Genomic DNA, 24,545 nt, shown 5'->3' with positions numbered 1-24,545 from the left:
TGCAACACGCGTTGGGATAACCCAGCGCGTGTTTTTTATTTTGATAGCTATCATTTCAGACTCATTAACTGACTTTTCAGACAATAAACCCGAAATTTTATACTAATTCTGAAAAAATCATCATATCGAGTAAGTGATTCCTTCTTCAAAAGTCTCCTGTAAGGGAAAGACTTCTTCCACTTTTCTTTTTATGTCCCTACCCAACAACGAAGAAATACAACCCGAACCGTCGCCTTTTGGCGATCCGGGAAAACCGACGAACAGCCAATTCGATGACAGGGAAACATTTATCCGGCAGGCTTTCGAGCAGGATCCCCGGGCCGGCTTTGAATTGTTATTCCGGCGTTATTATCAGCCTTTATACAGCCACGCCACCCGCATACTGTACTCCCCCGATCTAGCGGGGATGTAGTAAGCGAAGTCTTTCTGAATTTTTGGCAGAAAGAAATCTATCTCAAGGTTACGTCTTCTTACCGCCTTTATTTATTGACGTCAGTTCGCTATGCCGCTCTGGCGCACTTGCGCCGGGAATTCAAACATGAATCGCTGGACGATTCGGAAGCCCAGAAATTGGCTTTCCAGTCTCCTTCGGCTGAAAACACGATTCTGTTCGATGAATTGTACCTCGCTATTCAGCAGGGGGTAAAGTCGCTGCCGCCAAAAGGCCAGCGGGTATTTATGCTGAGCCGATTCGAGGGAAAATCACACGCTGAAATTGCCGAGGAATTATCGATCTCCTACAAAACGGTGGAAGTACATATTTATCGGGCTCTGCGGGTACTGCGAAACATTATAGATGATCTGTAAGACATTCTCTTCTTTGAAACACATTATAAATGCCTTTTTATACCTATGAATCAGACCATTAATCGGGAGTTGCTATTTTTATACTGGTCAGGGCTCGCCACGCCCATGCAACAGAAACTCATCGTACAGTGGCTGGAAGATCCCTCCCACCAGGAAACCTTTTACCAGTGGTTGATCGAATGGGAGGAACTACATCCCCAGGCATTGGGCGACTCAGAGGGTGCCTGGGCTAGCCTGACTCAGCAACTGGAGAATCAAATCGAAACTACCCCGACGTACCAGATTTACGAGAGAAATCCGCGTACCTGGCTAGGTATTTTTCGCTGGTGGACGGTGGCGGCCAGTTTGCTTTTATTTGGCGGACTGATCTTCCTTCTTCGAGAAAATCTCTTTTATACTACGTACCACACGGGCAATGGCGAAATCACTTCCCTCCGGCTGCCCGATGGTAGCCAGACCACACTGAATGCCAACTCCGAATTACGTGTCCCGGTTTTGTTCTTGCCCTATTGTGACCGGATCGTCAAACTGGCCGGAGAGGCCGACTTTTCAGTAACCCACCGCACCAATGAACAACGGTTCGTAGTCGAAACGTCCAGTGATGTCAATGTGGTAGTACTGGGTACCGAATTCGTAGTCCGCTCCAGAAAGGACCGGTTTCGGGTGGCCTTGCATACGGGAAAAATCGCCCTTGAGCAGAATAATCGGCAGGGCAGCGAACCCGTAGTTACCCTCCAGCCCGGCGACGTAGCCTATACGGCTGGTGGCAAGGACCGACAACTGCGGCTGATTTCCCATCAGCCCACCCGCCAGTTGGCGGCCTGGCAGAAACACCTGTTTGTGTTCGACCATCACTCCCTATCCGAAGTACTCATGATGCTTAACGACCAGTTTGGAGAGTCTGTCAAGCTGGAAAACGATTCGTTGGCTGCCTACCAGATTACGGGGCGCTTTCGGGCTGAGCGGGCCGAGGATCTGCTGGAAATTATTACGGAGTTGACGGGCTACAGAATCGAGACGCGTAACAACCAAAAGTACTTAGTCAAATAACTTACTATTTCTTTAAGCCTAATCCCTTTCCTGATATGAGGAACATTTTTAAAGTTATCAAACGCTCCTTGCGATGGAGTCTTTTCGTACCACTGTGCCTGACTTTGCAGACAGGCTATCCCCAACTCCTGGCCTCTGCCCGACAACAGAATAGCCAATTGCCCCGGCAGGACTTACCGTCCATTTCTCTGCGCTCAGTATTGCTGGATTTGATGGATCAGGAGCAGGTAGATATCATTTTCGACGAACGATTGCTGGTGGATAAGCAGGTTGTGAAAAAAAATGCCAAATCCGATCAATCCATTGAAAGAACCTTAACGATTCTTCTTGAAGGGACAGGCCTGCGTTATAGAAAGATACGCCGGAATACCTATCTAATCCTGAAAAAAGTTGATGAACGAAAGAAATCATCCAACGAGTCCTCAACCCTACCCGAGCCTCTTCCGAATTCCAGCCGCCCGAGCGGAAACGTGGCCCTTCAGACTCCCTCGGCCGATGTACCAGTAGCGTCATTACAAAAACAATTGGAGCAAATCATTACGGGCAAGGTAACCGACGAAGCTGGCCTGGAACTACCAGGCGTGAGCATTTTAATAAAAGGAACACAACGAGGAACAACGACCAATCAGGAGGGGCTTTTTTCTCTCGAAGTACCTGACCAAAGTGCCGTGCTGGTTTTCAGCTTTGTAGGCTACGTGGCCCAGGAAGTAGCGGTAGGTGATCGGACCCGCCTTAATATAAGTCTTGCAACTGATACGAAGGCGCTGGAAGAAGTGGTCGTGGTCGGTTATGGTACCGTTAAAAAAAGTGATTTGACCGGTTCGGTAGCGCAGGTGAAAGCCGAAGAAATTAATAGCTTCCCCACGGCCAATCCGTTGCAGGCGCTTTCGGGTCGGGCGGCCGGGGTCCAGGTCACGCAGAATACCGGCGCTCCCGGCGGCGGCATTAGCGTGCGCATCCGGGGTACCAATTCTATCCAGGGCAGCAACGAACCGCTGTACGTGGTGGATGGTTTTCCGATTTTTGGCAGTAACCCAACTATACTCAACAACGCCGACATCGAGAGTGTGGAAGTACTGAAAGATGCCTCAGCGACCGCCATCTACGGGTCGCGCGGTGCCAATGGTGTAGTGATTATCACAACCAAACAAGGCAAAACGGGACGCACAAAGGTCGATTTTGAGACCAGCTACAGTCAGCAAACGCTGCGCAAAAAGCTGGACCTGATGAATGGCCGCGAATACGCTATGTTTTATAACCAGCAGGCGGCCAATGACAATTTGGCTCCCTATTTTACGCAGGATCAGGTCAATGCTTTCGGAGAAGGCTTCGACTGGCAGGATCTGATTTTTCAGAAGGCACCCATGAAAACCACTTCGCTGAACATCAACGGCGGAAACGACAAAACCCAGTTTTCGGTATCGGGCAGCTACTTCGGGCAGGAAGGGATCATCAAAGGCAGCGATTACAATCGATATTCCCTGCGTACCAACATCAATCATCAGGTGAGCAAGAAATTCAGCGTGACGCTCTCTAATACCTTATCCCGTTTGAAAACCGATCGTCGGGATAGCCAGGGCGGCTCACGGGGAAATTCCATGATTTCGGCGGCGCTCTCAGCTCCCCCCACCCTTTCTCCCTATAACGAGGATGGTACCTATACGAGACTGGCCATTGCCTACCCTTTCGTAGCCACGGACCTGATCAACCCGCTGAATTTCATCAATGAACAAAGTGAGCAAATCAATGCCAACCGCATCCTGACCAACGCCGCTTTAATATTCAATCCCATTCCTGAACTGACGATAAAAATAGCGGGTGGTATCGAAAACCAGGACGACCGCACGGACAACTACACGACCCGAAATTTTTTCAACTCACCGGGCCGTGCTAGCGTCAGCTCTTATCAGTTTACGAGCCTGCTCAATGAAAACACGGTTAGCTATACCAAGACGTTCAACCAGTTGCATAGTTTTTCGGCGGTGGCGGGTTTTACCTACCAGGATTTCACCACCAAAACCCTGGGCGGAAGTGGCAACGGTTTCCTGAGCGACATCACCGAAAGTTTCGATCTCGGATCGGCCATCACGCCCGGCATCCCGTCGTCGGGCTATGCCAAATCGGTACTGGTTTCGTATCTGGGGCGGGCCAATTATAGTTATGCCGATAGGTACCTTTTGACGGCCAGCATCCGCCGCGACGGCTCGTCGCGGTATAGTCCCGGCAACAAATGGGGGTACTTTCCCTCGGCAGCCGTGGCCTGGAAAGTGGCCAACGAAGACTTCCTGAAAAACAGCCCTGATATCTCCGAACTGAAAGTACGCGCCAGTTGGGGGCTGACGGGTAGTCAGGCCATCGCCGCTTACGCTACCCTCAACGAGCTCAACGCCAACCGGACGGTGTTTGACGATGCCATGTACACCGCCTTCTCGCCAGGTACCCGGCTACCCGGTAATCTGAAATGGGAAACCACCGAACAGCTCGATTTTGGCGTCGACCTGGGGCTGTTCAAAAATCGGTTGCTGTTTACGGCCGACTACTATATCAAGAATACCCGCGACCTGCTGAACACCGTGATTCTGCCCTCTTCCCTGGGCTTCACCTCCACTTTCCAGAACATCGGGCAGGTACAGAATAAAGGATTTGAACTTGGGGTGGACGGCCGTGTGCTGACCGGAGCTTTCAAGTGGAACCTCAACGCCAACCTTTCGATCAATCGTAACAAAGTGGTGAAGCTTTATGGGGGTGAAGATATTCTCGGCGGCAATGTCGGGGTGGTGGTAATTAATGACGTAACCAGCATTCTGCGGGAAGGCCATCCCATCGGGAGTTTTTGGGGGTACCTTGAAGAAGGATACAATGAGCAGGGACGTATCACCTATCAGGATCTGGACGGCAACGGTACCATCAATCAGAACGACAAAACCTTCATCGGGAATCCCAATCCAAAATTTATCTACGGGCTCAATTCTTCGATGTCGTACAAAGGCTTCGACCTGACGCTGTTTGTGCAGGGGGTACAGGGCAACGACCTACTCAACGTAAGTTCCATTGTGAATACCATGGACCACGGTTTCGGCCTCAACATGACCCGCGACGTTTTTCTGAATAGCTGGACGCCCGAAAATCCCAACTCAAAGTACCCCCTGATCAGCCGCAATACTAACGCCCGCGTGTCCGACCGCTTCGTGGAGGATGGTTCCTACCTGCGGCTGCGGAATATTCAACTGGCCTACAACGCTCCGGTCGAGAAATGGGGCATTGCCTGGCTGCGAAGTGCCCAAATTTACGTGAGCGGGCAGAACCTGCTGACCTTTACCAACTACTCCTGGTGGGACCCGGAGGTGAATTCACGCGGCGGGGCCAATTCTACATCACAGGGACTGGATTGGAACAGCTACCCGACGGCCAAATCAACTACCGTCGGACTACGCGTTGGATTCTAAAGTACCCTTTCCTGCCGCTCGATTAATCATTCCAAATTCAGAAAATCATGAAAACATCAAAAATATACCGCCGCCGACTTTCAATGTTGAATCCAGGAAAAATTCTGCTTTGCCTAACCCTGCTGGTTTCGCTGGGTGCCTGCGAAGACGCTCTCGAAGAGAATCCTAAATTCATCGTGGTCGAAAATTTCTTCAATACCGCCGAAGAAGTCGAAGCCGCCGTGAATGCCGTCTATATTCCGCTGCGGGGTACCAACTATACCGTGTACGAAACCACGCTGGAATGCCAGGCCGACTACGCCTACGGCCGGGGCAGCTGGACGCCCCTGCACGAGCACAAGGGCCTGAACGATGCCAATATCACCCGCGTGGCGGGCCTTTGGAACGCCTTTTACCTAAGCATCCGCAACGCCAACCTGGTGATTGCCAACGCGCCGAATGGTACCTCGATCAGTCAGGCCAATATTGATAAGAATGTGGGCGAAGCTAAGTTTCTGCGGGCCTTCAACTACTTACAGCTGGTACGCAACTGGGCGGGGGTACCTTTGCGCACCGAGGCCAACATGACCCAGAACGACCTAAGGAAAAGTCCCCCCGAGGAGGTATATACCCTCATCGTCGCCGACCTGCTGGAAGCCGAACAGAAACTACCCGACCAAGCTTCCAGGGTAGGAAAACCGTCGAAATGGGCAGCCAAAACCCTGCTGGCTGATGTGTACCTGACCCTCGGCCAGTACGCCGAAGCGCGCGACAAAGCCGACGAAGTAATCAAAAGCAATAAATTTTCGCTGGTACCCGTTCAATCGGTCAGCGACTTTCAAACCAAGGTGTTCGGTCCCGAATTGGTGAGTACCTCCGAGGAAATTTTTTATCTGAAATACACCCGGCAGGTCAATCAGGGCAACTACATGCTCTGGATCACCAATCATCCCAGCACCAATCTATTCAACTTTGGCGGGGCCTACGTGGTGTACGGTTTCACGACCGAATCGTTCTATAAAAACTGGGACAGTGGCGACATAAGGAAAGCCCTGTGGCAGCCAGTCAATATTGGATTGGGTGCCAACACGCTCATCAGCGCCAAGTTTGCGGATGCCAACGCTATCAGTCAGCAAGGCGCCGGCAACGACGATCCGGTGTATGGCTTGAACGACGTACTGCTCATCTACGCCGAAGCCGCCGCCCGGGCCGGCAACAGCGTAACGCCCGAAGCGGTGGAAGCGCTCAACCGGGTACATCGCCGCGCCTACGGCAAAGTACCTGCCAGCCCTTCCACGGTAGATTTCAAGGTAGCCGATTATACAGCTGCCACTTTTATCGATCGGGTGATTCAGGAGCGGGCTTACGAATTTTTATATCTGGGTAAGCGCTACCTCGATCTGAAACGGATTGGCAAAGTAAAGGAAGCGATCAAAGCCGTCAAGGGAATCGACGTAGCCGACAAGCATTTGCTTTGGCCCATCCCGGTATCGGAACTGAATTTCAATGAAGCCCTGGACCCGGCTACGGATCAAAATCCGGGCTATTAAACATTAGAATTATGACAAAAATGAAAAGACGCTCAGCCCTGGCTTCACTCGGCTCCATCTCGCTGGGTATATCATCGAAAGACTTTTTGCTCAAAGAGAAAGAGGTACCCGTGAATGTCTATTATTCTATCAAAAAGCAGACGCTGAAAACCGATATTCTGGTGATCGGCGGCGGCACAGCTGGTGTCATCGCCGCTATTCAGGCGGGGAGGGCCGGCAAAAAAACGATTCTGGTCGAGAACGTCAGCCAGTTGGGAGGTACCACCACCACCGGCGGCGTGGCTTATCCGGGGATCTTTTTTGCCTGGGGCAAGCAGGTCATTTCCGGCATTGGCTGGGAGCTTGTCAAAGAAGCCGTGGATCTGAACGACGACGTTCTACCCAATTTTTCTATTCCTCACGGCAAGAATCACCCCCGGCACCAGGTACGGCTCAATGGTCAGCTTTACGCGATGCTCATCGAGGAGAAATGCGTGCAGGCGGGGGTACATATCCGTTTCTATGAAACACCTACCAAAATAACGCCCCAGAAAAATGGCTGGCTGGTGGAAACGATAGGAAAAGGAATCAACACCGAAATCCAGTGCAATCAGCTGATCGACTGTACCGGTAACGCCTTCGCCACAACCTTGGCCGGGTACCCGGTACTTCGGGAGGAGGTCACGCAGCCAGGCTCCCTGATGTTTCAGATTGGCGGGTATGATTTCGAGAAACTTGACCTGAATCTGATCAGGGAAAAGTACCAGGAAGAAATCAAAAAAGGTACCCTCGACAAGTACGAGTTCCGCAACAATGTAATTGGGTTGCTGAAAAGCCGGGGCGATAACATCAGCCACGTGATGGGGGCCGATTCTACTACCTCGGAATCACATACGCTGGCCAATATCAAAGGCCGGGCCTCGCTGCTGAATACGGTGCGTTTCCTGCGTACTTTGCCCAATCTGGAAAAATTGAAAATCATCGATGTCCAGAACGAAACCGCCGTGCGGGAAACCTACCGGATCGACGGTCATTACCAGATTTCGCACGAAGATTACGTGACGGGTAAGATGTTCGATGACGCTGTTTCGTATTCTTACTACCCCATCGACTTGCACGACGAGAAAGGCATCATTCCCAAACACCTGAACGAAGGCGTGGTACCTACCATTCCTTTGCGGGCGCTGGTACCTAAAAACAGCCGAAACCTCATTGTGGCGGGACGTTGTGTCAGCAGCGACCGGCTGGCCAACTCGGCTTTGCGGGTACAGGCATCTTCGATGGGCATGGGACAGGCCGCTGCGGCGGCAGCCGTACTGGCGCACACGCATGGTACTACGCCGCTGGAGGTACCTTTCGGCGAGCTCAAAAACCTTATCGAATCGCACGGGGGCATTGTGCCGGGTTTGGTGTAGTACTTTTGTTTCAAGAAATGGCTTCAAACACCATCACCAGAACGTCCGTTTTCCTTTTTATCGGGATACTGATCCTGTCGGGGCACTACCCTTCCGGCAGGATTCGGTATTCCCATCCCCCTACCCTGCCACTCCCGGTTGACACGACCGTTTACCATGTACTGGATTTCGGCGACGACATCGCTAATGACACCCTGGTCCAGTACTTGTCGAAGGAAGGGTACCCCATCAGCTACGCCCGGCACTTGCGGACTGGGGTCTGTTTTGACAATAAATGCCGGCCGCTGGATATCACGTTGCGCTGGAACGTCACGGGTCGGTACCTGGGCTTTGAACTACCCGAGAAAGAATTCCTCAGCAAGTACGACCACGAACCTTTTACGGAGAAAGAATACCAGCGCCTCCACGCCATCCTGACCGATTCCTTGTCGGCCCTGGCCAATTTCCACTACAACGAGATCGTCCCCAAAGCGGATTCAACTTACGAAAAGGTGGATGCGGTGTCGGGGGCTACTTCGGCCAATGTACTGGAGCATGTAGTCGAGGGCGCTGCTTTCACGACCTACAAACTCTGGCATCTCGTGTACGGTACGGCTAAGCAGAAGGCAGAAACTCTAACCTGCCAGAAACTCACGCCCGAACTCATCCAGCTTATCCTGAACAGTTCGCATCTAAGTGACAAGCTGTGGGCTTTAAACCATATCAACGGGTTTATTCAACCTACCCCCACTTTGCAACGTTCCGTCCTGGCCTGCATAAGCGACACCAACTACAACCTCACCGAGAGGGCACTGAACTCGATTTCTCCGACCGACCTCAAATCGGATACTTTGCAGGCTATCCTGGTTCAGAAATTTCTGCAAACTAATTACAGTACTCAAAAGCTTCTGCTCGCGAAGCTCGACGAGGCATCTCCGATTACTGAAAGAGTCCGGAAGGAATTGGCAAAAAACCTCATTTCCTTTAATGGTCAGCTTGTTTCCAATATTCTGGATCTGTTTCTTCGCCACAACATTACCGATGCCGAAACCTGCCGTAGGGTGTCCGATCTTCTCCTGGTAGAGAATTCATTTGTTTCCAATAAGGCCTATTCTTTCTTGACAAGAATCAATCCTGAGGATGCGGAAGTTAAAGGTAAACTTACTAAGTATCACAGGTTACAGAAATGATTCATTCTAGCAGAAAATAGATTGATGGTCAGCAGAAAATTGTATATTTCTCCCCGGCAATCTGGTCCCTCGTTTCTGCTGCAAGTACCAACCGTTCTTTAGGATAAGTAATACTACTATCGAATTGAACCTACCTGATCGATGGCAGTCGATCCTCCGGAAAGGCCACGCAATTTCTGAGAAGGAAGTTTTCTATGGCTAAGCACTCCCACCACCTCATTGATCGCCTCAGCACCAACTCATTAACCATTCCTATCCTGATTGGCTGTGGGATTCTGTTGCGTTTGTTTCACTATTTGGATAATCGTTCTTTGTGGGAAGACGAAGTATTCCTGGCATCCAGCCTGATCCACATGAACTTTACCCAACTAGCCTCTCAGCCCCTGGAATATCAACAGCGTGCTCCCCTTGGCTTTCTGTGGTTGGTCAGGGCCAGTATCCTGTGTTTCAATAACAAAGAAATGGCACTCCGCCTGGTTTCTTTGCTGGGAGGTGTTGTTTCCATGTTTCTGTCTGTACCCGTGGCAAAATATTTCCTAAAAACCAGCCGTAGCCAGGTAACCGCATTAGCCATAGTAGCATTTGCGCCTCCTTTGGTATATCATGCGGTAGAAGTAAAACAATACGGAACGGAGTTTCTTTCCACTGTGCTCTGCCTGTATCTGTATGCACGCTACCATGCGGCCCGGTCGCTTCAACCGATGGTACTCTGGGCAGTGGGTGGGGCGATCATTTTGTGGTTTTCTTTTTCTTCTTTATTTGTACTTGCTGGGATCGGGATTGCCGTTTCGCTGACAGACCTTCGAACGAAAAATTGGAGGCTGCTTACCCAGCGAGCCATTCCGTTTGGAATATGGTTCATTAGCTTTGGAATAGTGTATACGCTTTTTATCCGCAGGTACCCCGAAGAAACATGGCTTGTTCAATTCTGGCGAAACCGGGAAGCGTTTTGGCCTTTGCCGCCGCATTCAATCCATGAATTAGTATGGCCCCTCCGGCAGACCTACTCACTTTTACATTATCCGCTGGGGCTTACTTGGTTTGATTTGAATTATACCTACCCCTTTTCTGACGCCGCCCGTTTTTTGGCCCGGATGCCGCTTCTTCCTGCTTTGATTGGTGCATGGGGAGCGTTGAGGCTATTACGGTATGAAAAACGAATCTTCCTCTTGTTTGCCATGCCCGTCCTGATGGCGCTGGTGGCATCAGCGTTGGAATTTTATCCTTTGAGTGAGCGGCTGACGGTGTTTCTGGCGCCCATTTTCGTTCTTGTGGTTGCCAAGGGTATTGAAAGCGTTGAGTTTCATTTTTCCAATCCATTCGTTAAAAACCTGGTCATGCTGGCATTGTTGGCCGCCCCATTGATGAATTCGGCCAGACAATTGATCAACCCGGATTTATTCGGTGACTATAAAAAATCCCGGCAACGGGAAGCCATGCAATATTTGCAAAAAAATTACCGGCCTGGTGACGTAGTGTACGTATACTGGAATAATCTCCCCTCTTTTCGCTACTACGAAGAGGCTTACGATTTTCATTTTAACACGATCTATGGCAGCGATGTTCGGTTGGTATCCAGCGACTTCGATAGTTACTTTAAGAATTTGGGCGTTGATTTTCAACACCTACCCGGCCATAACAGACTGTGGTACCTTTATAAACCCTACAACGGCATGAAAATAGGCGATATAGAAAAGCAACCCGATTGGTACTACCACAAGGTCGATGCGGCCGGTAAAGTATTGAAGTACCTGTCAATTTTTGGGAAGGGCGAAAAAGTATATCCACCAGAAAATACTGATTCTGACGTGAACGTATACCTCTTCAAATTGCCGGAAACTACATTTCCAGATTAGCATATTGGTTATATCTTAACTCTAAAGCCCTTATAGTAGAATGCTACTGATCCAAGTTCTAACCTGTAACGGCAATAAAATATACAATCGACAAGGGCGTCATCTGCATGTTCATCCAGTGTGATAAAATGAAACCACATCTCAAAACCTATAATTGAAGGTCATTTCCTTAAAATCAATATGAAAAATTCACTTCCTCAAATACGGATCGAAAATTCCAGCCGCCGCAACTTCCTCACTTCAATCCCTCTGCTTACGGCCACACTCCTGAGCCTGGATTCGCTGGCGTCAAGCGCCAAGGGATCATCTTCCAAGGCAAAAAAAGAACTCGTCCTTCGCTCGTCCTGGCAAACGGTCAACATCGGCGATATTGGACATACCCCGGGCGTATTGAATTTATTGGAAAAGTACCTACCTGAAGTCAACGTGCGATTGTGGGCTTCCGATGTAGGTAACGGCGTACGGGAAATGCTGGCGAAACGCTTTCCGATGCTGGAGATTTTCACCAATGCCGACAAAGAGGCCGTGGGCCGGGCCTTGCACGAATGCGATTTCCTGCTCCACGGCTCCGGACCTTCCCTCGTCGCCCGCAGCGACGTCCAGCGATGGCATAAGGAAACGGGCAAGCCGTTCGGGGTGTACGGCATTACGTTTCCGGGCGTATACAGCGACGATCCGAAAGAGATGGTACAGGCCAATCCACTCGATATCGAACTGCTCAATGCCGCGGCTTTTGCCTTTTTCCGCGATTCGGTTTCGCTGGATCTGGCCAAAAAGCTGGGCGTCCATAACCCCATCATGGAATTTTGCCCCGACGGGGCCTTCGCGGTGGATTTGCGCAACGACCCCGCCGCCGATGCTTTCATGAAGGAGCATGGCCTGGAAGATGGGAAATTCATGTGCGTCATTCCCCGCAACCGTCTGACGCCGTGGTGGGAGATTCCGAGCAAAAACCGGACTTTGGACGAAAAGAAAAATGCCCGCAATGAAGCTATGCGCGAGCACGACAACGCGCCCCTGCGCGAAGCTATCGTGGCTGTCGTCCGGCAGACGCCGATGAAAATCCTGATTTGTCCCGAAGACGAAACCCAGGTTAAGCTGGGCAGACAGATATTGCTGGATAAGCTACCTGACGACGTAAAATCCAAGGTCGTGTGGCGCGACCACTACTGGCTTACGGATGAGGCTGTAAGTACCTACCTTCGTTCGGCGGGGATTTTTGGGTTAGAGATGCATTCGCCCATCATGTGCCTTGGCAATGGCATTCCGGCCATTGTGGGTCGTTTTGCCGAGCAGACCAGCAAGGGTTTTATGTGGCACGACATTGGAATGGACGAATGGCTTTTCGACTTTGATAAAGAAGAGGACATCGCCCGCTACGTGCCGGCCGTACTCGCCATGGCTCAAGATCCCGTGGCCGCACGGAAAAAGGCCGCACGGGGACAGAAGTTCGTCGAAATCAGGCAAAAGGCCACCATGAATCTTCTAAAAAAGAAACTCCCCTCTCCCTAGTTGTATTTTCACATTAATAAAAAAACATTTCGGTACGGGGAGTCGGGTACTTACTTAAGGGTACCCTAGTGGGAAAATTTTCAATATGTCGGTAATAGAAGGCAGTAAAAAGTCATTTTACTGCCTTTTTTGTGACAAGGGTAAAGTAACCCTCATACGACAGCCTTATCCCAATGGCCGAAGCTGATTCAGATCCTCGTTCTACATTTTGTTTTTAAACGGAAAACCCGTTCGAAACAACCGTTTAATCTTTCTCTCTGCATGAAACGCCGTACTTTTCTTGAAAATTCGCTGCTGGCTTCGGCCAGTCTTTCGGTGCTTCCGCCGACCTCTCTGACAAAAGACACCTCGCCCTCACAAGAAAACAACGCCTCGGTTGCCTACGCCAGCAACTGGCATACCCTACCCAACCGTACCTGGGTGGGCGAGAGCCTATGGGCCAATCGATTGCAGGACTGGCACTTACACGACGGCGGTCTGGAATGCATTGTGCGCGGTCGTAATCGTTCAGTGGCCCTGCTCACCCACTCCCTGGGTTCGGAGCGTGGAGATTTTTCGATTAGTACGGATCTGCGATTCCTCAACCGGGACGACCCCTCCGACACATTGGGTGTTCGGATTGGCAGTAAAGGCCCTATCGACGATTACCGGTCGGCGGCAATCTATGGAAAGGGATTGCTTCTGGGCGTGCGGGCCGATGGCAAGTGGGTAGTGGGTGAGAAAAGCATGGACTCGACGCTACCAGCCGACGTACTTTCAAAAACCCTGACCTTTGAAATCAAGGGCGAACCTGCTGGAAATAACCAATACAGTTTGATCCTACGCCTGCGGGATGATGAAAAACCAGTAGCGGAGACCTCGATCGGTCAGGTACCTGCCGCCGACCTTCTGGGCGGACTGGCCCTGGTCAGCCATGGCAATACCCCGCAACAGCAGGAATTCGCCCCCAGCGCCCGGTTTGAAAACTGGCGGGTAGAGGGTACCAAAGTAATTTCCAACCCTGAGCAAACCTATGGTCCACTGTACTTTGCCCAGTATACCCTGCACAATGGTACCGTAAAGCTCTCGGCGCTCTGTGCGCCCGTGGGTACCGCCGGTGGTGAAGTGGTACTTGAACTGAAGGAGGGGGGTACCTGGAAAAAAACCGCCACTAGTGCCGTAGATCCCGTCAGTCGTATTGCGGCATTCCGACTGACTGATTGGCAAGCCAGTTCGCCGGTTGCTTACCGGCTCACCTATCCGTTGCTGGATCACAACAACCAGCCCCTTCCTTATTACTATGAAGGAAGCATCGCCCCGGCTCCCGCTGTCGACAAGCCTATCTGGCTCGGGCTGTTTAGTTGCAATACCGACCACGGATTTCCGGATAATGATCTGCGCGCCAGTATGCTGTATCATACCATCGATGCCGCCTTGTTCTTGGGCGACCAGTTTTATGAGGTTTCCGGTGGTTTCGGCGTGGAGGCCTCCACGCTGGATCGCTCTATTCTGGACTACATGCGCAAGTGGCAGCAGTTCGGCTGGTCCTACCGCGATGTGTTCCGCCATGTACCCTGCATCACCATTCCCGACGACCACGACGTGTACCACGGCAATGTGTGGGGCGAAGGGGGCAAGGCCGCCATCCCCGAAGGCTCGGCCTATATCCGCCAGGATTCAGGGGGCTACAAAATGCATCCTGATTGGGTAAAGATGGTGGATCACACCCAGACCAGCCACCTGCCCGATCCCTATGACCCTACCCCCGTAAAACAGGGTATAGATGTGTACTACACCCACTGGAACTGGGGACCGCTGAGTTTTGCAATCATTGAAGACCGGAAGTTCAAATCGGCCCCCAAGAATATATTTCCCGCCGCGGCGGGTATCCAGAATGGCTTCATCACCAATCTGGATTTTAAGGACGAGCGTTACCTCAGTGCCCCCCAGGCCGAGTTGCTCGGGCCTCGGCAGGAGAAATTTCTTCAGGAATGGGTCACCGACTGGAAGCATGGGGCCCGCATGAAAATCCTGCTCTCGCAGACAAACTTCTGTACATTGGCTACCCTACCCAAAAACTCTACAGGCGACTCGGCCGTACCTACCCTACCTATACCCAAACCCGGTGAGTATGTCGAAGGGGATTACCCTACCCGGGATATGGATTCCAACGGCTGGCCCCACAGCAAACGCAACAAGGCCGTGGATATCATCCGCCGGGGATTCGCCCTGCACCTGGCCGGAGATCAGCACATTGGCTCGGTCATTCGGTACGGCGTGGATACCCACGATGACGCAGGCTTTGCTTTTGCAGGTCCCGCCCTGAACAACATCTTCCCACGGCGCTGGTGGCCTACCCTACCCGCCAATCACGAGCCACTGCCGGGGCAGCCCGCCTATACGGGACGTTTTGAAGATGGATTTAAGAATAAAATCACCGTACACGCGGCGGCCAGTCCACGGCTTACCGGCCTCCGTCCGGCCATTATCCACGACCGCGCTACGGGATACGGTATCGTGAAAATCGATCCGGAGGATCGGCAGATTACGTTTGAATGCTGGAAACGCAGCGCCGACCCTGCCAATCCTACCGCTGACAGCCAGTATGACGGCTGGCCGATCACCGTCAACCAGTACGACAACTACGGCCGCAAACCCTATGCCTATCTGCCTCAGGTCGAGGTCAATGACCAGACCAACGCAGTGGTGCAGGTTGTGAATGAAACTACGAACGAGATCGAGTATACGTTACGGATCAAGGGAAATAGTTTCCGCCCTCCGGTTTTTGAGAAAGGCAAGTACACCGTACGCGTCGGCGAGCCCGACCGGGATGTGTGGAAAGAGTTTAAGGGAATTCGCACCGAAAGAAACGGAAAACCTCTGCGCGTAACACTCGGATAGCGCAGCCAGTACTTTATTTGTTCCGCATTGTCGGGTTTACGCTAAATAAGATGAGAAGACTCTTTCAAGTAGCATTCAAAATCAGTTTCACCCTGGCCCTACCTTTGGCTTTTGGCAGTTGTGACAAAAAAGAGACCACCAAACAACCCAACGTCATCGTCATTTTGACGGACGACCAGCGCTGGGATGCCCTGAGTTTTGCAGGAAACCCTCACCTGAAAACGCCCCATATTGACAAGCTGGCCCAAGAAGGTGTCTTCTTCAAAAACTATTTTTGTACTACCTCGCTCTGCTCCCCCAGCCGGGCCTCCATCCTGAGCGGGCAATACGCGCACGCGCATGGCGTGGTCAACAATTTCACCGAGTACCCCGTGGATCTGCCCAGTTTTCCGCGGATATTACAGGATGCCGGCTACGAAACCGCATACATCGGCAAATGGCACATGGGTGAAGACAACGACAATCCGCGCCCCGGCTTCGATTATTTCGTGACCCACAAGGGCCAGGGGAAATATTGGGACACGGAGTTCAATATCAATGGGGCCGGTAGCAAGGAAATCAAGGGGTACTATACTACGGTGGTCACCCAAATGGCAGACGAGTGGTTGAAAAAGCCCCGCACTAAACCATTTATGCTCATTCTGGGCCACAAGGCTCCCCACAGCTTTTACACTCCCGAACCCAAGTACGCAGGGACGTTCAACGACGTTCGCATTCCCTACCCGGCCAGCGCTTTTGAACTGGACGACAAGCCCGAGTGGATCAGGCAACGGTTGACTACCTGGCACGGCATTTACGGGCCTCTGTTCGACTGGCGCAAGCAATTCCCGGACTCCTCAGCCGAGGCTGTCAAGGATTTTGAGGCTATGATTCACGCTTACTGGGGTACCATTCTTTCCGTTGATGACAGTGTGGGAGAATTATACAAAACATTGAAAGAATCAGGTGAGCTGGACAATACCATTTTTGTGTTTACCTCCGACAACGGCCTGCTCAACGGCGAGCACGGCATGGTGGATAAGCGCACTATGCACGAGCCCAGCATCCGGATTCCGTTGGTCGTGCGGTATCCGGGCCTGACTCCCATCGATCAGCCCGTAATGGTTAGCAAGCAGGTACTGACGCTGGACATCGCTCCTACGATTCTGGAATTGTGCGGCGCCCCGGCACTGAAAAACATCCACGGACAGTCGTTCAAGCGCTTGGTCCAGGGCGACACTACCCACTGGCGCAAGGCGTGGTTTTATGAGTACAATTACGAAAAACAGTTCCCCTACACGCCCAACGTACGCGGCGTACGCACCGACGATTGGAAGTACATTCACTACCCCACCGGCAATGGCTCGACAGACCAGCACATGGCTGAGCTTTACCACCTCACCAATGACCCCGGCGAGAATAAAAATCTCATAGACAACCCTGCTTACGCCGGAAAACGCGATGAATTGAATGCCGAATTGGCCCGGTTACTGAAAGAGACCGGAGCGGAGCCTGATCGGATGCCTCTGGACGAGGGTATCAAATCGGCGCTACCGGACCAAAAGATTCGGTAAACTACTTACTTATCCTATGGAAAGCTACTCAGGCTTTACCTACATTTTGACTTCCTGCATGTTCATGTTACTATGAAAAAAGCTGCAAAAACATAGGTTCGGTACGCGAAAACCTACCCTACATTTTACAGGCGAGCATATTGTAAAATGTAAGGCATCAGAAGACGTAAAATCATTTCAATACGATAACCTGTCCCAGTAAAATATTTTTTTTTACTGGGATAATGATAATTAACAAATATGTGTATATTTGACACTAATCCTTATGTGTCAAATATACACGTTTGCTTTCTTCACAAATTGTTTGAAATATTTTTTTAAACAGGTGGGTAGGCAGGCAATACTTATAAGGCACCACGATTTATACGAACCTAAAAATGATGATTTCTTATAATAGAAAACTGATATCAATTCTTGCCTGGGCTAGTTTCAGTGCAGTAGGTGGTGTTTGCCAGAATACCACTACCCCGGCCAGTCCCAAACCCCTGGTCACCGACCTGTACACGGCCGACCCTTCGGCCCACGTCTTCAACGGGAAGATTTATATTTATCCCTCGCACGACATCGAAGCCAACGTACCACAGGATGATGAGGGCGGCCACTTCGATATGAGGGATTACCATGTGTATTCCATGGACAAAATCGATGGCAAGGTCACCGACCACGGCGTGGCCCTCGACATCAAGGACGTACCCTGGGCGGGTCGTCAGATGTGGGCCCCTGATGCGGCGTATAAAAACGATACATACTACCTCTACTTTCCGGTAAAGGATAAGCAGGATGTGTTCCGCATCGGCGTAGCCACCAGCAAATCGCCCACGGGCCCCTTCAAAGCCGAACCTGCTCCCATTCCCGGCAGCTTCAGCATCGACCCGGCGGTGTTCACCGACACGGACGGTACCACCTACATGTACTTCGGGGGTATCTGGGGCGGGCAGCTCCAGCGCTGGCATACCGGGGAGTACAACGCCTCGCTGAAGACGGATCTGGGCAAAGACAACGAGCCTGCGCTCAGTGCTAAGGTAGTTCGCATGAGCAATGATATGCTCACCTTCGCCGAACCGGTCAGGGATGTGCAGATCCTGGATAAAAACGGCAAGCCGCTGCTGGCGGGCGATCACGACCGGCGCTTCTTCGAGGGGGCCTGGATGCACAAGTACCAGGGCAGGTACTACTTCTCCTACTCCACCGGCGACACCCACTTCCTGGCCTACGCCACCAGCGACTCGCCCTACGGCCCCTTCACCTACCAGGGTACCTTCATGGAGCCGGTTACTGGCTGGACGACCCACCACTCCATCATCGAGTTCAAGGGCAGGTGGTACATCTTCTACCACGACGTGGAGCGGTCGGGCAAGACGCATTTGCGCAACATCAAGGTGTGGGAATTGAAGCGCAAACCCGACGGAAGCCTGGAATTGATCAAACCCTGATCACTTTATCCTCCACGGGTTGCGGCGGGAGAAGACGGCCTACGAGTGCCTGAGCCTTTGAGGCTATTTTTAATTCGATAGTTTTGAATAAAATTTTATTCAAAACTGCTGACAATTACGCTAACTCATGAAAAAACTGTGGTGCATCGTTTTCCTGAACTTATACCATGTCGGCTACTCACAAACGAGTTCCGGTCTAAAATTATGGTACGATCAGCCGTCCGGCAAAACGTGGGAAAATGCCTTACCCATTGGCAATGGTCGGTTGGGCGCGATGGTGTATGGAAACGTGGAGGATGAAACGATTCAGCTCAATGAGCATACCGTCTGGAGCGGAAGTCCCAACCGGAACGATAATCCGGCGGCGTTGGCTTCGTTGCCCGAAATCCGTCAGCTGATATTCGATGGTAAGCAGAAGGATGCCGAGCAGCTGGCCAACAAAACCATCATTACCAAAAAGTCGCACGGGCAAATGTTTCAGCCCGTTGGCAACTTACTGCTCCGTTTCGAAGGGCACGAAAACTTTTCTGAGTACTATCGGGAATTGGATTTAGAAAAAGCGGTCGCCAAAACGACTTATACCGTAGACGGCGTGAAGTATACGCGGGAAATCCTGGCGTCGCTGCCCGACCGCGTCATCTTCATGCAACTGACCGCCAGCAAACCCGGCAGTATTTCTTTTACAGCATCCTATTCCACGCTTCACAAGAAAGCTTCAATTAAAACTACACCGGACCGCGAACTGATCCTCGCCGGTACTACCTCCGACCACGAGGGAGTCGAAGGAAAGGTGAATTTTGAAGGAATCACCCGTATCAAAACCGAAGGAGGTACCCAGATATCCAATGATACTTCGCTCACCGTGACCAAAGCGAACAAGGCTACGATTTACATTTCCATTGCCACCAACTTCAATAATTATAAGGATCTCAGCGGCGATGCTGCCGCCCGGGCCGCGTCTTATTTGGATAAGGTCTACCCTAAATCGTTCGAGTCGATCCAGAAGCAGCATCAGCTGGCGTACCAGAAGTACTTCAACCGGGTAAGCTTCGACTTGGGTACCACCGAGGCGGCCAACTTGCCCATCGACCAGCGGCTGCAAAACTTCCGGAATACCAACGACCCGGCGCTGGTAACACTATATTACCAGTACGGAAGGTACCTGTTGATTTCGGCCTCCCAACCCGGCGGCCAACCCGCCAATCTACAGGGGATCTGGAACAATAAAATGCGCCCGCCCTGGGACAGCAAATACACCATCAATATCAACGCCGAGATGAACTACTGGCCGGCCGAACGGACCAACCTGGCCGAGCTGCACGAGCCTTTTTTAACGATGGTCAAAGAACTGTCGGTAACCGGACAGGAAACGGCCAAAACGATGTACGGGGCAAGAGGCTGGATGGCACATCATAACACTGACATCTGGCGGACGACGGGGGCCATCGACGGTGCCTTTTGGGGCATGTGGACCGCGGGCGGCGGCTGGACCGCGCAACACCTCTGGGAACATTACCTGTATGGCGGTGATAAAACCTACCTGGCCTCCGTTTATCCGGTACTGAAAGGAGCCGCCATGTTCTACGTGGATTTTTTGGTGAAGCATCCCAACTACCCCTGGCTGGTGGTAAATCCGGGTAGTTCGCCCGAAAATGCCCCCAAGGCCCACGCCGGTTCGTCGCTGGATGCCGGTACTACCATGGACAATCAAATTGTATTCGATGCCTTCAGCACGGTCATCCGCGCGGCTGAACTACTGAAAAAAGACGCCAGCTTTACGGATACGCTCAAACAGATGCGCAGCCAATTAGCCCCCATGCACATCGGGCAGCATGGGCAGTTGCAGGAGTGGCTGGACGATGTAGATGACCCCGAGGATCACCACCGGCACGTGTCGCATTTGTACGGACTTTTCCCCTCTAACCAGATTTCAGCCTACCGTACGCCCAAGCTATTCAGTGCCGCCCGCACTACGCTGTTACAACGGGGTGATGTATCCACGGGATGGAGCATGGGCTGGAAAGTCAACTGGTGGGCTCGTCTGCAGGACGGGAATCACGCCTACGCTCTGATTCAACGTCAGTTGTCCCCGCTGGGTACCAATCCGGGCGGTGGAGGTACTTACAATAACCTGTTCGATGCGCACCCACCGTTTCAGATCGACGGCAACTTTGGCTGCACTTCGGGCATTACCGAGATGCTCGTGCAAAGTGCCGACGGGGCCGTGCATTTGTTACCGGCCCTGCCGGATGTATGGTCCGCCGGTCGTATCAGTGGCATACGGGCTTTGGGCGGATTTGAAGTTGAAAGCATGGCGTGGAAGGAAGGCCAGTTGACGCAGGTTAAAATCAAATCAACCCTGGGCGGGAATCTGCGTTTGCGGGTACCCAATGCTTTGGCTGTAAGGGAAGGTACTCTTAAAGCGGCCGACGGAAGCAATACTAATCCTTTTTATCAGCTGCCCGAAACGCCCGCTCCCATTATAGCTCCCTCCGCTGATTTATCCGAACCCAATCTGAAAGCCACCTTGGTATACGATCTGCCCACCCAGGCCGGAAAAGTATACACGCTGATAGCCCAATAACCCAATCCTGAACTTATTATGAACAAGGCTAAAAAAGTACTCACGCTCATTTTTTCGACTCTGTGGCTTGCCAACAGCCCGTTACTCTTGGCACAAACGACCACGCTCGTTAACCCCATCCTGATGGGTTTTTATCCCGATCCCAGCATCGTGCGCGCCGGGGATGACTACTACCTGGTCAATTCCACATTTTCCTATTTCCCCGGCATTCCGGTTTTTCACAGCAAGGACCTCAAAAACTGGAAGCAGATCGGCAATGTCATCGATCGGCCCGAGCAAATGGATTTCATGGGCGAGCGCTTGACGCGCGGTCTGTTCGCCCCGGCCATTAGCTTCTATAAGGGTACTTTCTACGTTACCTGCACCGACATCGACCACGATGGTAATTTTGTAGCGACGGCCAAAGATCCCGCCGGACCGTGGAGTAACCCGGTGAAAGTACCCCAGGTGCGGGGAATCGACCCGTCGATTTATTTTGATGAATCGACTGACAAAGCCTACATCCTTTATAACAGCGATGCCCCCGACCACAAACCCCTGTATCCGGGCCATCGGACCATCCGCATGTATGAGTTTGATTACAAAAACATGAAGGTAGTGGGCGAGGAAAAGCAGTTGGTCAACGGAGGCGTGGATCTTTCGAAAAAGCCCGTCTGGATCGAAGCGCCCCACATTATGAAAAGAAACGACTGGTACTACCTCTACGCCGCCGAAGGAGGTACCTCGGTCAATCACTCGGAGGTCGTATTCAGGAGCAAGGACGTGTGGGGGCCCTATGTACCCTACGAGAACAACCCGATCCTGACCCAAAAAGGACTACCCGAAGATCGGAAAGACCCCGTCACGTCGGCGGGGCACGCGCAGTTTGTGGAAGGCCCGGATGGCAAAACCTACGCAATTTTCCTGGCGGTCCGGCCCTACGAGGGGGACTACTACAACACGGGCCGAGAAACTTTCATCGCGCCCGTCGTGTGGAAGGACGAATGGCCCATCATCAATCCCGATAGCAAGGAAATTAAGTACGCCTACACGGCTGACTTTAAGGAAGTGAAGCAGAAAGACGCGCTGCCGCAGTCCGGCAATTTTTCTTATACCATTGCCTTCGACAAAGCCCTGGACCCTTCGCTGCTGTTCATGCGCACGCTCGACAAAAGCTGGTATTCGCTCTCCAAAAAAGAGGGCCTCACCCTCAAACTTAAGCCTGAAACGATTATGGAGATGGGCAATCCGGCGTTCATCGGCAAGCGCCAGCAACACCTGTACAGTACCGCCGAAACCGAACTGAATTTCACGCCCAACAATGCCAATGAAAAAGCGGGGCTGGTCATTTTGCAGGATGAGGGGCATTTCTATTTTGTCAGCAAAACCTTGGAAGACGGAAAGCCTGTACTTCAATTGCTTAAAAGTGTTCCGAGAGAAAAACGCATGGAAGTCCTGGCCCAGGTACCCCTGACTTCCAATGCCGGCAAGGTAGGCATCCGCATTGCTTCGGCGGGCGATAGCTACCGTTTTTCTTACGCAACAAATGGCAAGGACTGGCAAGTACTGAAAGACAACGTGGATGGTAAATTCCTGAGTACCAAAGCAGCCGGTGGCTTCATTGGCTGTCTCTATGGCTTGTATGCCACTTCTTCGGGAGAAGCCTCTGGCAATACCGCCTCGTTCAAGTACCTGAAGTACAGCGGGGATGATCCCATGTTCAAATAGGTCATTCGGGTTATGTGCTGACTGCCCAAAGTACTATGAAACGATTTTTTCTATCCCATTTCCTGGCGCTCCTTCTGCTTCACCTATCTGCGGCAGCCCAGACGGCGCATAACCCCATCATTCACGCCGATGTGCCCGACATGGCCATGATTCGGGTCGGGGATACTTACTACATGAGTAGTACGACCATGCACATGAGTCCGGGGCTACCGATCATGAAATCGAAGGATCTGGTCAATTGGCAGTTGGTGAACTACGCCTATGATACCCTGGCGAATCTGGACGCCTTAAATCTGACCAACGGGCAGAGCACCTACGGCCGGGGTTCGTGGGCGAGCAGCTTGCGCTACCATCAGGGTACCTTTTACGTTTCGACTTTTGCCCAAACTACCGGAAAAACGCACGTCTTCACCACCAAAAGTCTGGAAAAAGGTCCCTGGAAAGTAAGTGCGTTCCGGCCTTCCTACCACGATCACACTCTGTTTTTTGACGACGACGGCCGCACGTACCTCATCTACGGTGGCGGCAAAATCAAACTGGTGGAGCTAAATGCGGATGCTTCCGGCGTCAAGCCCGGTACCACCGAGCAGGTCATTATCGAAAATGCCAGCGCGCCTTCGGGGACGCAGGGCGGATTACCCGCCGAGGGCTCCCAATTATTCAAGGTAAACGGGAAGTACTACCTGTTCAACATTACCTGGCCACGCGGCGGGATGCGCACGGTGGTCATTCACCGGGCCGACAAAATTACGGGACCCTACGAAGGAAAGGTGGCCTTGCAGGACAAGGGCGTAGCACAGGGCGGACTTATCGATACGCCCGCTGGAAAGTGGTACGCCTACCTTTTTCGTGATTCGGGCGGCGTGGGTCGTATCCCGTATCTGGTCCCGGTCACCTGGGAAGACGGCTGGCCGGTGCTGGGCGAAAACGGCAAAGTACCCGAAACGCTCGCTTTGCCTGCGAGTAAAGGGCTGATTCCCGGCATCGTCGCCTCGGACGAATTCGACCGAAAAAAAGGACAGCCCGCCCTGCCGCTGGTGTGGCAATGGAACCACAATCCTGACAACAACCTGTGGTCGGTCACAGAGCGCAAAGGCTTTCTCCGGCTCAAAACCGGGCGGGTCGATACCTCCTTCGTGATGGCCAGGAACACGCTCACGCAACGTACCATCGGGCCGGAATGCACGGGTTTCACTGTGCTGGATGTCTCCCATCTGAAAGAAGGGGATTTTGCGGGATTAGCGCTGCTGCAAAAAAACTACGGGTTGGTCGGGGTGAAACTACGCAACGGCACTAAAACGATTGACATGGTGAGCGCAGCCTCGGGAAAGGCCGAAACCATGCAGCAAGTACCTCTCAGCCAAGATAAAATCTATTTCAAAGCCCAGTGCGATTTCCGGGATCGGAAAGATACCGCCCAGTTTTTTTACAGCCTCGACGGCAAAAGCTGGCAGCCAATCGGCGAACCCATAAAAATGCCCTACACGCTGCCGCATTTTATGGGCTACCGCTTCGGGCTGTTCAATTACGCGACCCAGGAGACGGGCGGATTTGCCGATTTCGACTATTTCAGGATTGAGAATAAGCTGATGTGAAAAAAAAGTACCTAACCCTTGATTTTAACC

The 24,545-nt window shown here is 52.0% G+C and carries 15 protein-coding genes; all 15 read left to right on the top strand.

From position 1 onward, the window contains the following. Window positions 1-190 precede the first annotated feature (190 nt). The 15 genes from GBK04_RS22350 (at window position 191) to GBK04_RS22280 (ending at window position 24,515) form a co-directional block, all read left to right on the top strand. On the top strand, window positions 191-412 hold the full coding sequence (locus GBK04_RS22350; RefSeq protein WP_152763540.1) for an RNA polymerase sigma factor: 222 nt from the start codon (window positions 191-193) through the stop codon (window positions 410-412). Next, window positions 331-807 carry a sigma-70 family RNA polymerase sigma factor gene (locus GBK04_RS22345; protein WP_373331481.1) on the top strand — a complete coding sequence of 159 codons (477 nt, stop codon included), beginning with the start codon at window positions 331-333 and terminating at the stop codon, window positions 805-807. The genes GBK04_RS22350 and GBK04_RS22345 overlap by 82 nt, the downstream gene beginning before the upstream one ends. 45 nt (window positions 808-852) lie before the next feature. Next, on the top strand, window positions 853-1,857 hold the full coding sequence (locus GBK04_RS22340; protein ID WP_152763536.1) for a FecR family protein: 1,005 nt from the start codon (window positions 853-855) through the stop codon (window positions 1,855-1,857). Window positions 1,858-1,892: 35 nt separating this feature from the next. Beyond that, window positions 1,893-5,303: a SusC/RagA family TonB-linked outer membrane protein gene (locus GBK04_RS22335; protein ID WP_373331226.1), complete on the top strand. Its 3,411-nt coding sequence runs from the start codon at window positions 1,893-1,895 to the stop codon at window positions 5,301-5,303. A gap of 47 nt (window positions 5,304-5,350) precedes the next feature. Next, window positions 5,351-6,832, top strand: a complete 1,482-nt coding sequence (locus GBK04_RS22330) for a RagB/SusD family nutrient uptake outer membrane protein (RefSeq protein WP_373331225.1) — start codon at window positions 5,351-5,353, stop codon at window positions 6,830-6,832. 20 nt (window positions 6,833-6,852) lie between these two features. After that, window positions 6,853-8,226: an FAD-dependent oxidoreductase gene (locus GBK04_RS22325; protein WP_373331224.1), complete on the top strand. Its 1,374-nt coding sequence runs from the start codon at window positions 6,853-6,855 to the stop codon at window positions 8,224-8,226. Between the two features lie 17 nt (window positions 8,227-8,243). Further along, the gene (locus GBK04_RS22320) at window positions 8,244-9,395 is read left to right on the top strand and encodes a hypothetical protein (protein ID WP_152763532.1); all 1,152 of its coding nucleotides are present in this window, start codon (window positions 8,244-8,246) and stop codon (window positions 9,393-9,395) included. A gap of 194 nt (window positions 9,396-9,589) precedes the next feature. Next, window positions 9,590-11,251, top strand: a complete 1,662-nt coding sequence (locus GBK04_RS22315; RefSeq protein WP_152763530.1) for a glycosyltransferase family protein — start codon at window positions 9,590-9,592, stop codon at window positions 11,249-11,251. A gap of 180 nt (window positions 11,252-11,431) precedes the next feature. Beyond that, window positions 11,432-12,763, top strand: coding sequence for a polysaccharide pyruvyl transferase family protein (locus GBK04_RS22310; protein ID WP_152763528.1), 1,332 nt, complete (start codon window positions 11,432-11,434; stop codon window positions 12,761-12,763). Window positions 12,764-13,024: 261 nt separating this feature from the next. Further along, the gene (locus tag GBK04_RS22305; protein ID WP_152763526.1) at window positions 13,025-15,643 is read left to right on the top strand and encodes an alkaline phosphatase D family protein; all 2,619 of its coding nucleotides are present in this window, start codon (window positions 13,025-13,027) and stop codon (window positions 15,641-15,643) included. A 50-nt stretch (window positions 15,644-15,693) separates the two neighbouring features. Further along, window positions 15,694-17,196: a sulfatase family protein gene (locus GBK04_RS22300; RefSeq protein WP_152763524.1), complete on the top strand. Its 1,503-nt coding sequence runs from the start codon at window positions 15,694-15,696 to the stop codon at window positions 17,194-17,196. A gap of 377 nt (window positions 17,197-17,573) precedes the next feature. After that, window positions 17,574-18,629, top strand: a complete 1,056-nt coding sequence (locus tag GBK04_RS22295; RefSeq protein WP_373331223.1) for a glycoside hydrolase family 43 protein — start codon at window positions 17,574-17,576, stop codon at window positions 18,627-18,629. A 127-nt stretch (window positions 18,630-18,756) separates the two neighbouring features. Then, window positions 18,757-21,213 carry a glycoside hydrolase family 95 protein gene (locus tag GBK04_RS22290; protein ID WP_152763522.1) on the top strand — a complete coding sequence of 819 codons (2,457 nt, stop codon included), beginning with the start codon at window positions 18,757-18,759 and terminating at the stop codon, window positions 21,211-21,213. Window positions 21,214-21,231: 18 nt separating this feature from the next. After that, a complete protein-coding gene (locus GBK04_RS22285; protein ID WP_152763520.1) occupies window positions 21,232-22,920 on the top strand; it encodes a glycoside hydrolase family 43 protein in 1,689 nt (562 codons plus the stop codon). A gap of 35 nt (window positions 22,921-22,955) precedes the next feature. Next, window positions 22,956-24,515 carry a glycoside hydrolase family 43 protein gene (locus GBK04_RS22280; RefSeq protein ID WP_152763518.1) on the top strand — a complete coding sequence of 520 codons (1,560 nt, stop codon included), beginning with the start codon at window positions 22,956-22,958 and terminating at the stop codon, window positions 24,513-24,515. Window positions 24,516-24,545: the final 30 nt, after the last annotated feature.

The organism is Salmonirosea aquatica, from assembly GCF_009296315.1.
GTDB lineage: Bacteria > Bacteroidota > Bacteroidia > Cytophagales > Spirosomataceae > Salmonirosea > Salmonirosea aquatica.
This window is presented reverse-complemented; position numbering and strand designations above follow the sequence as displayed.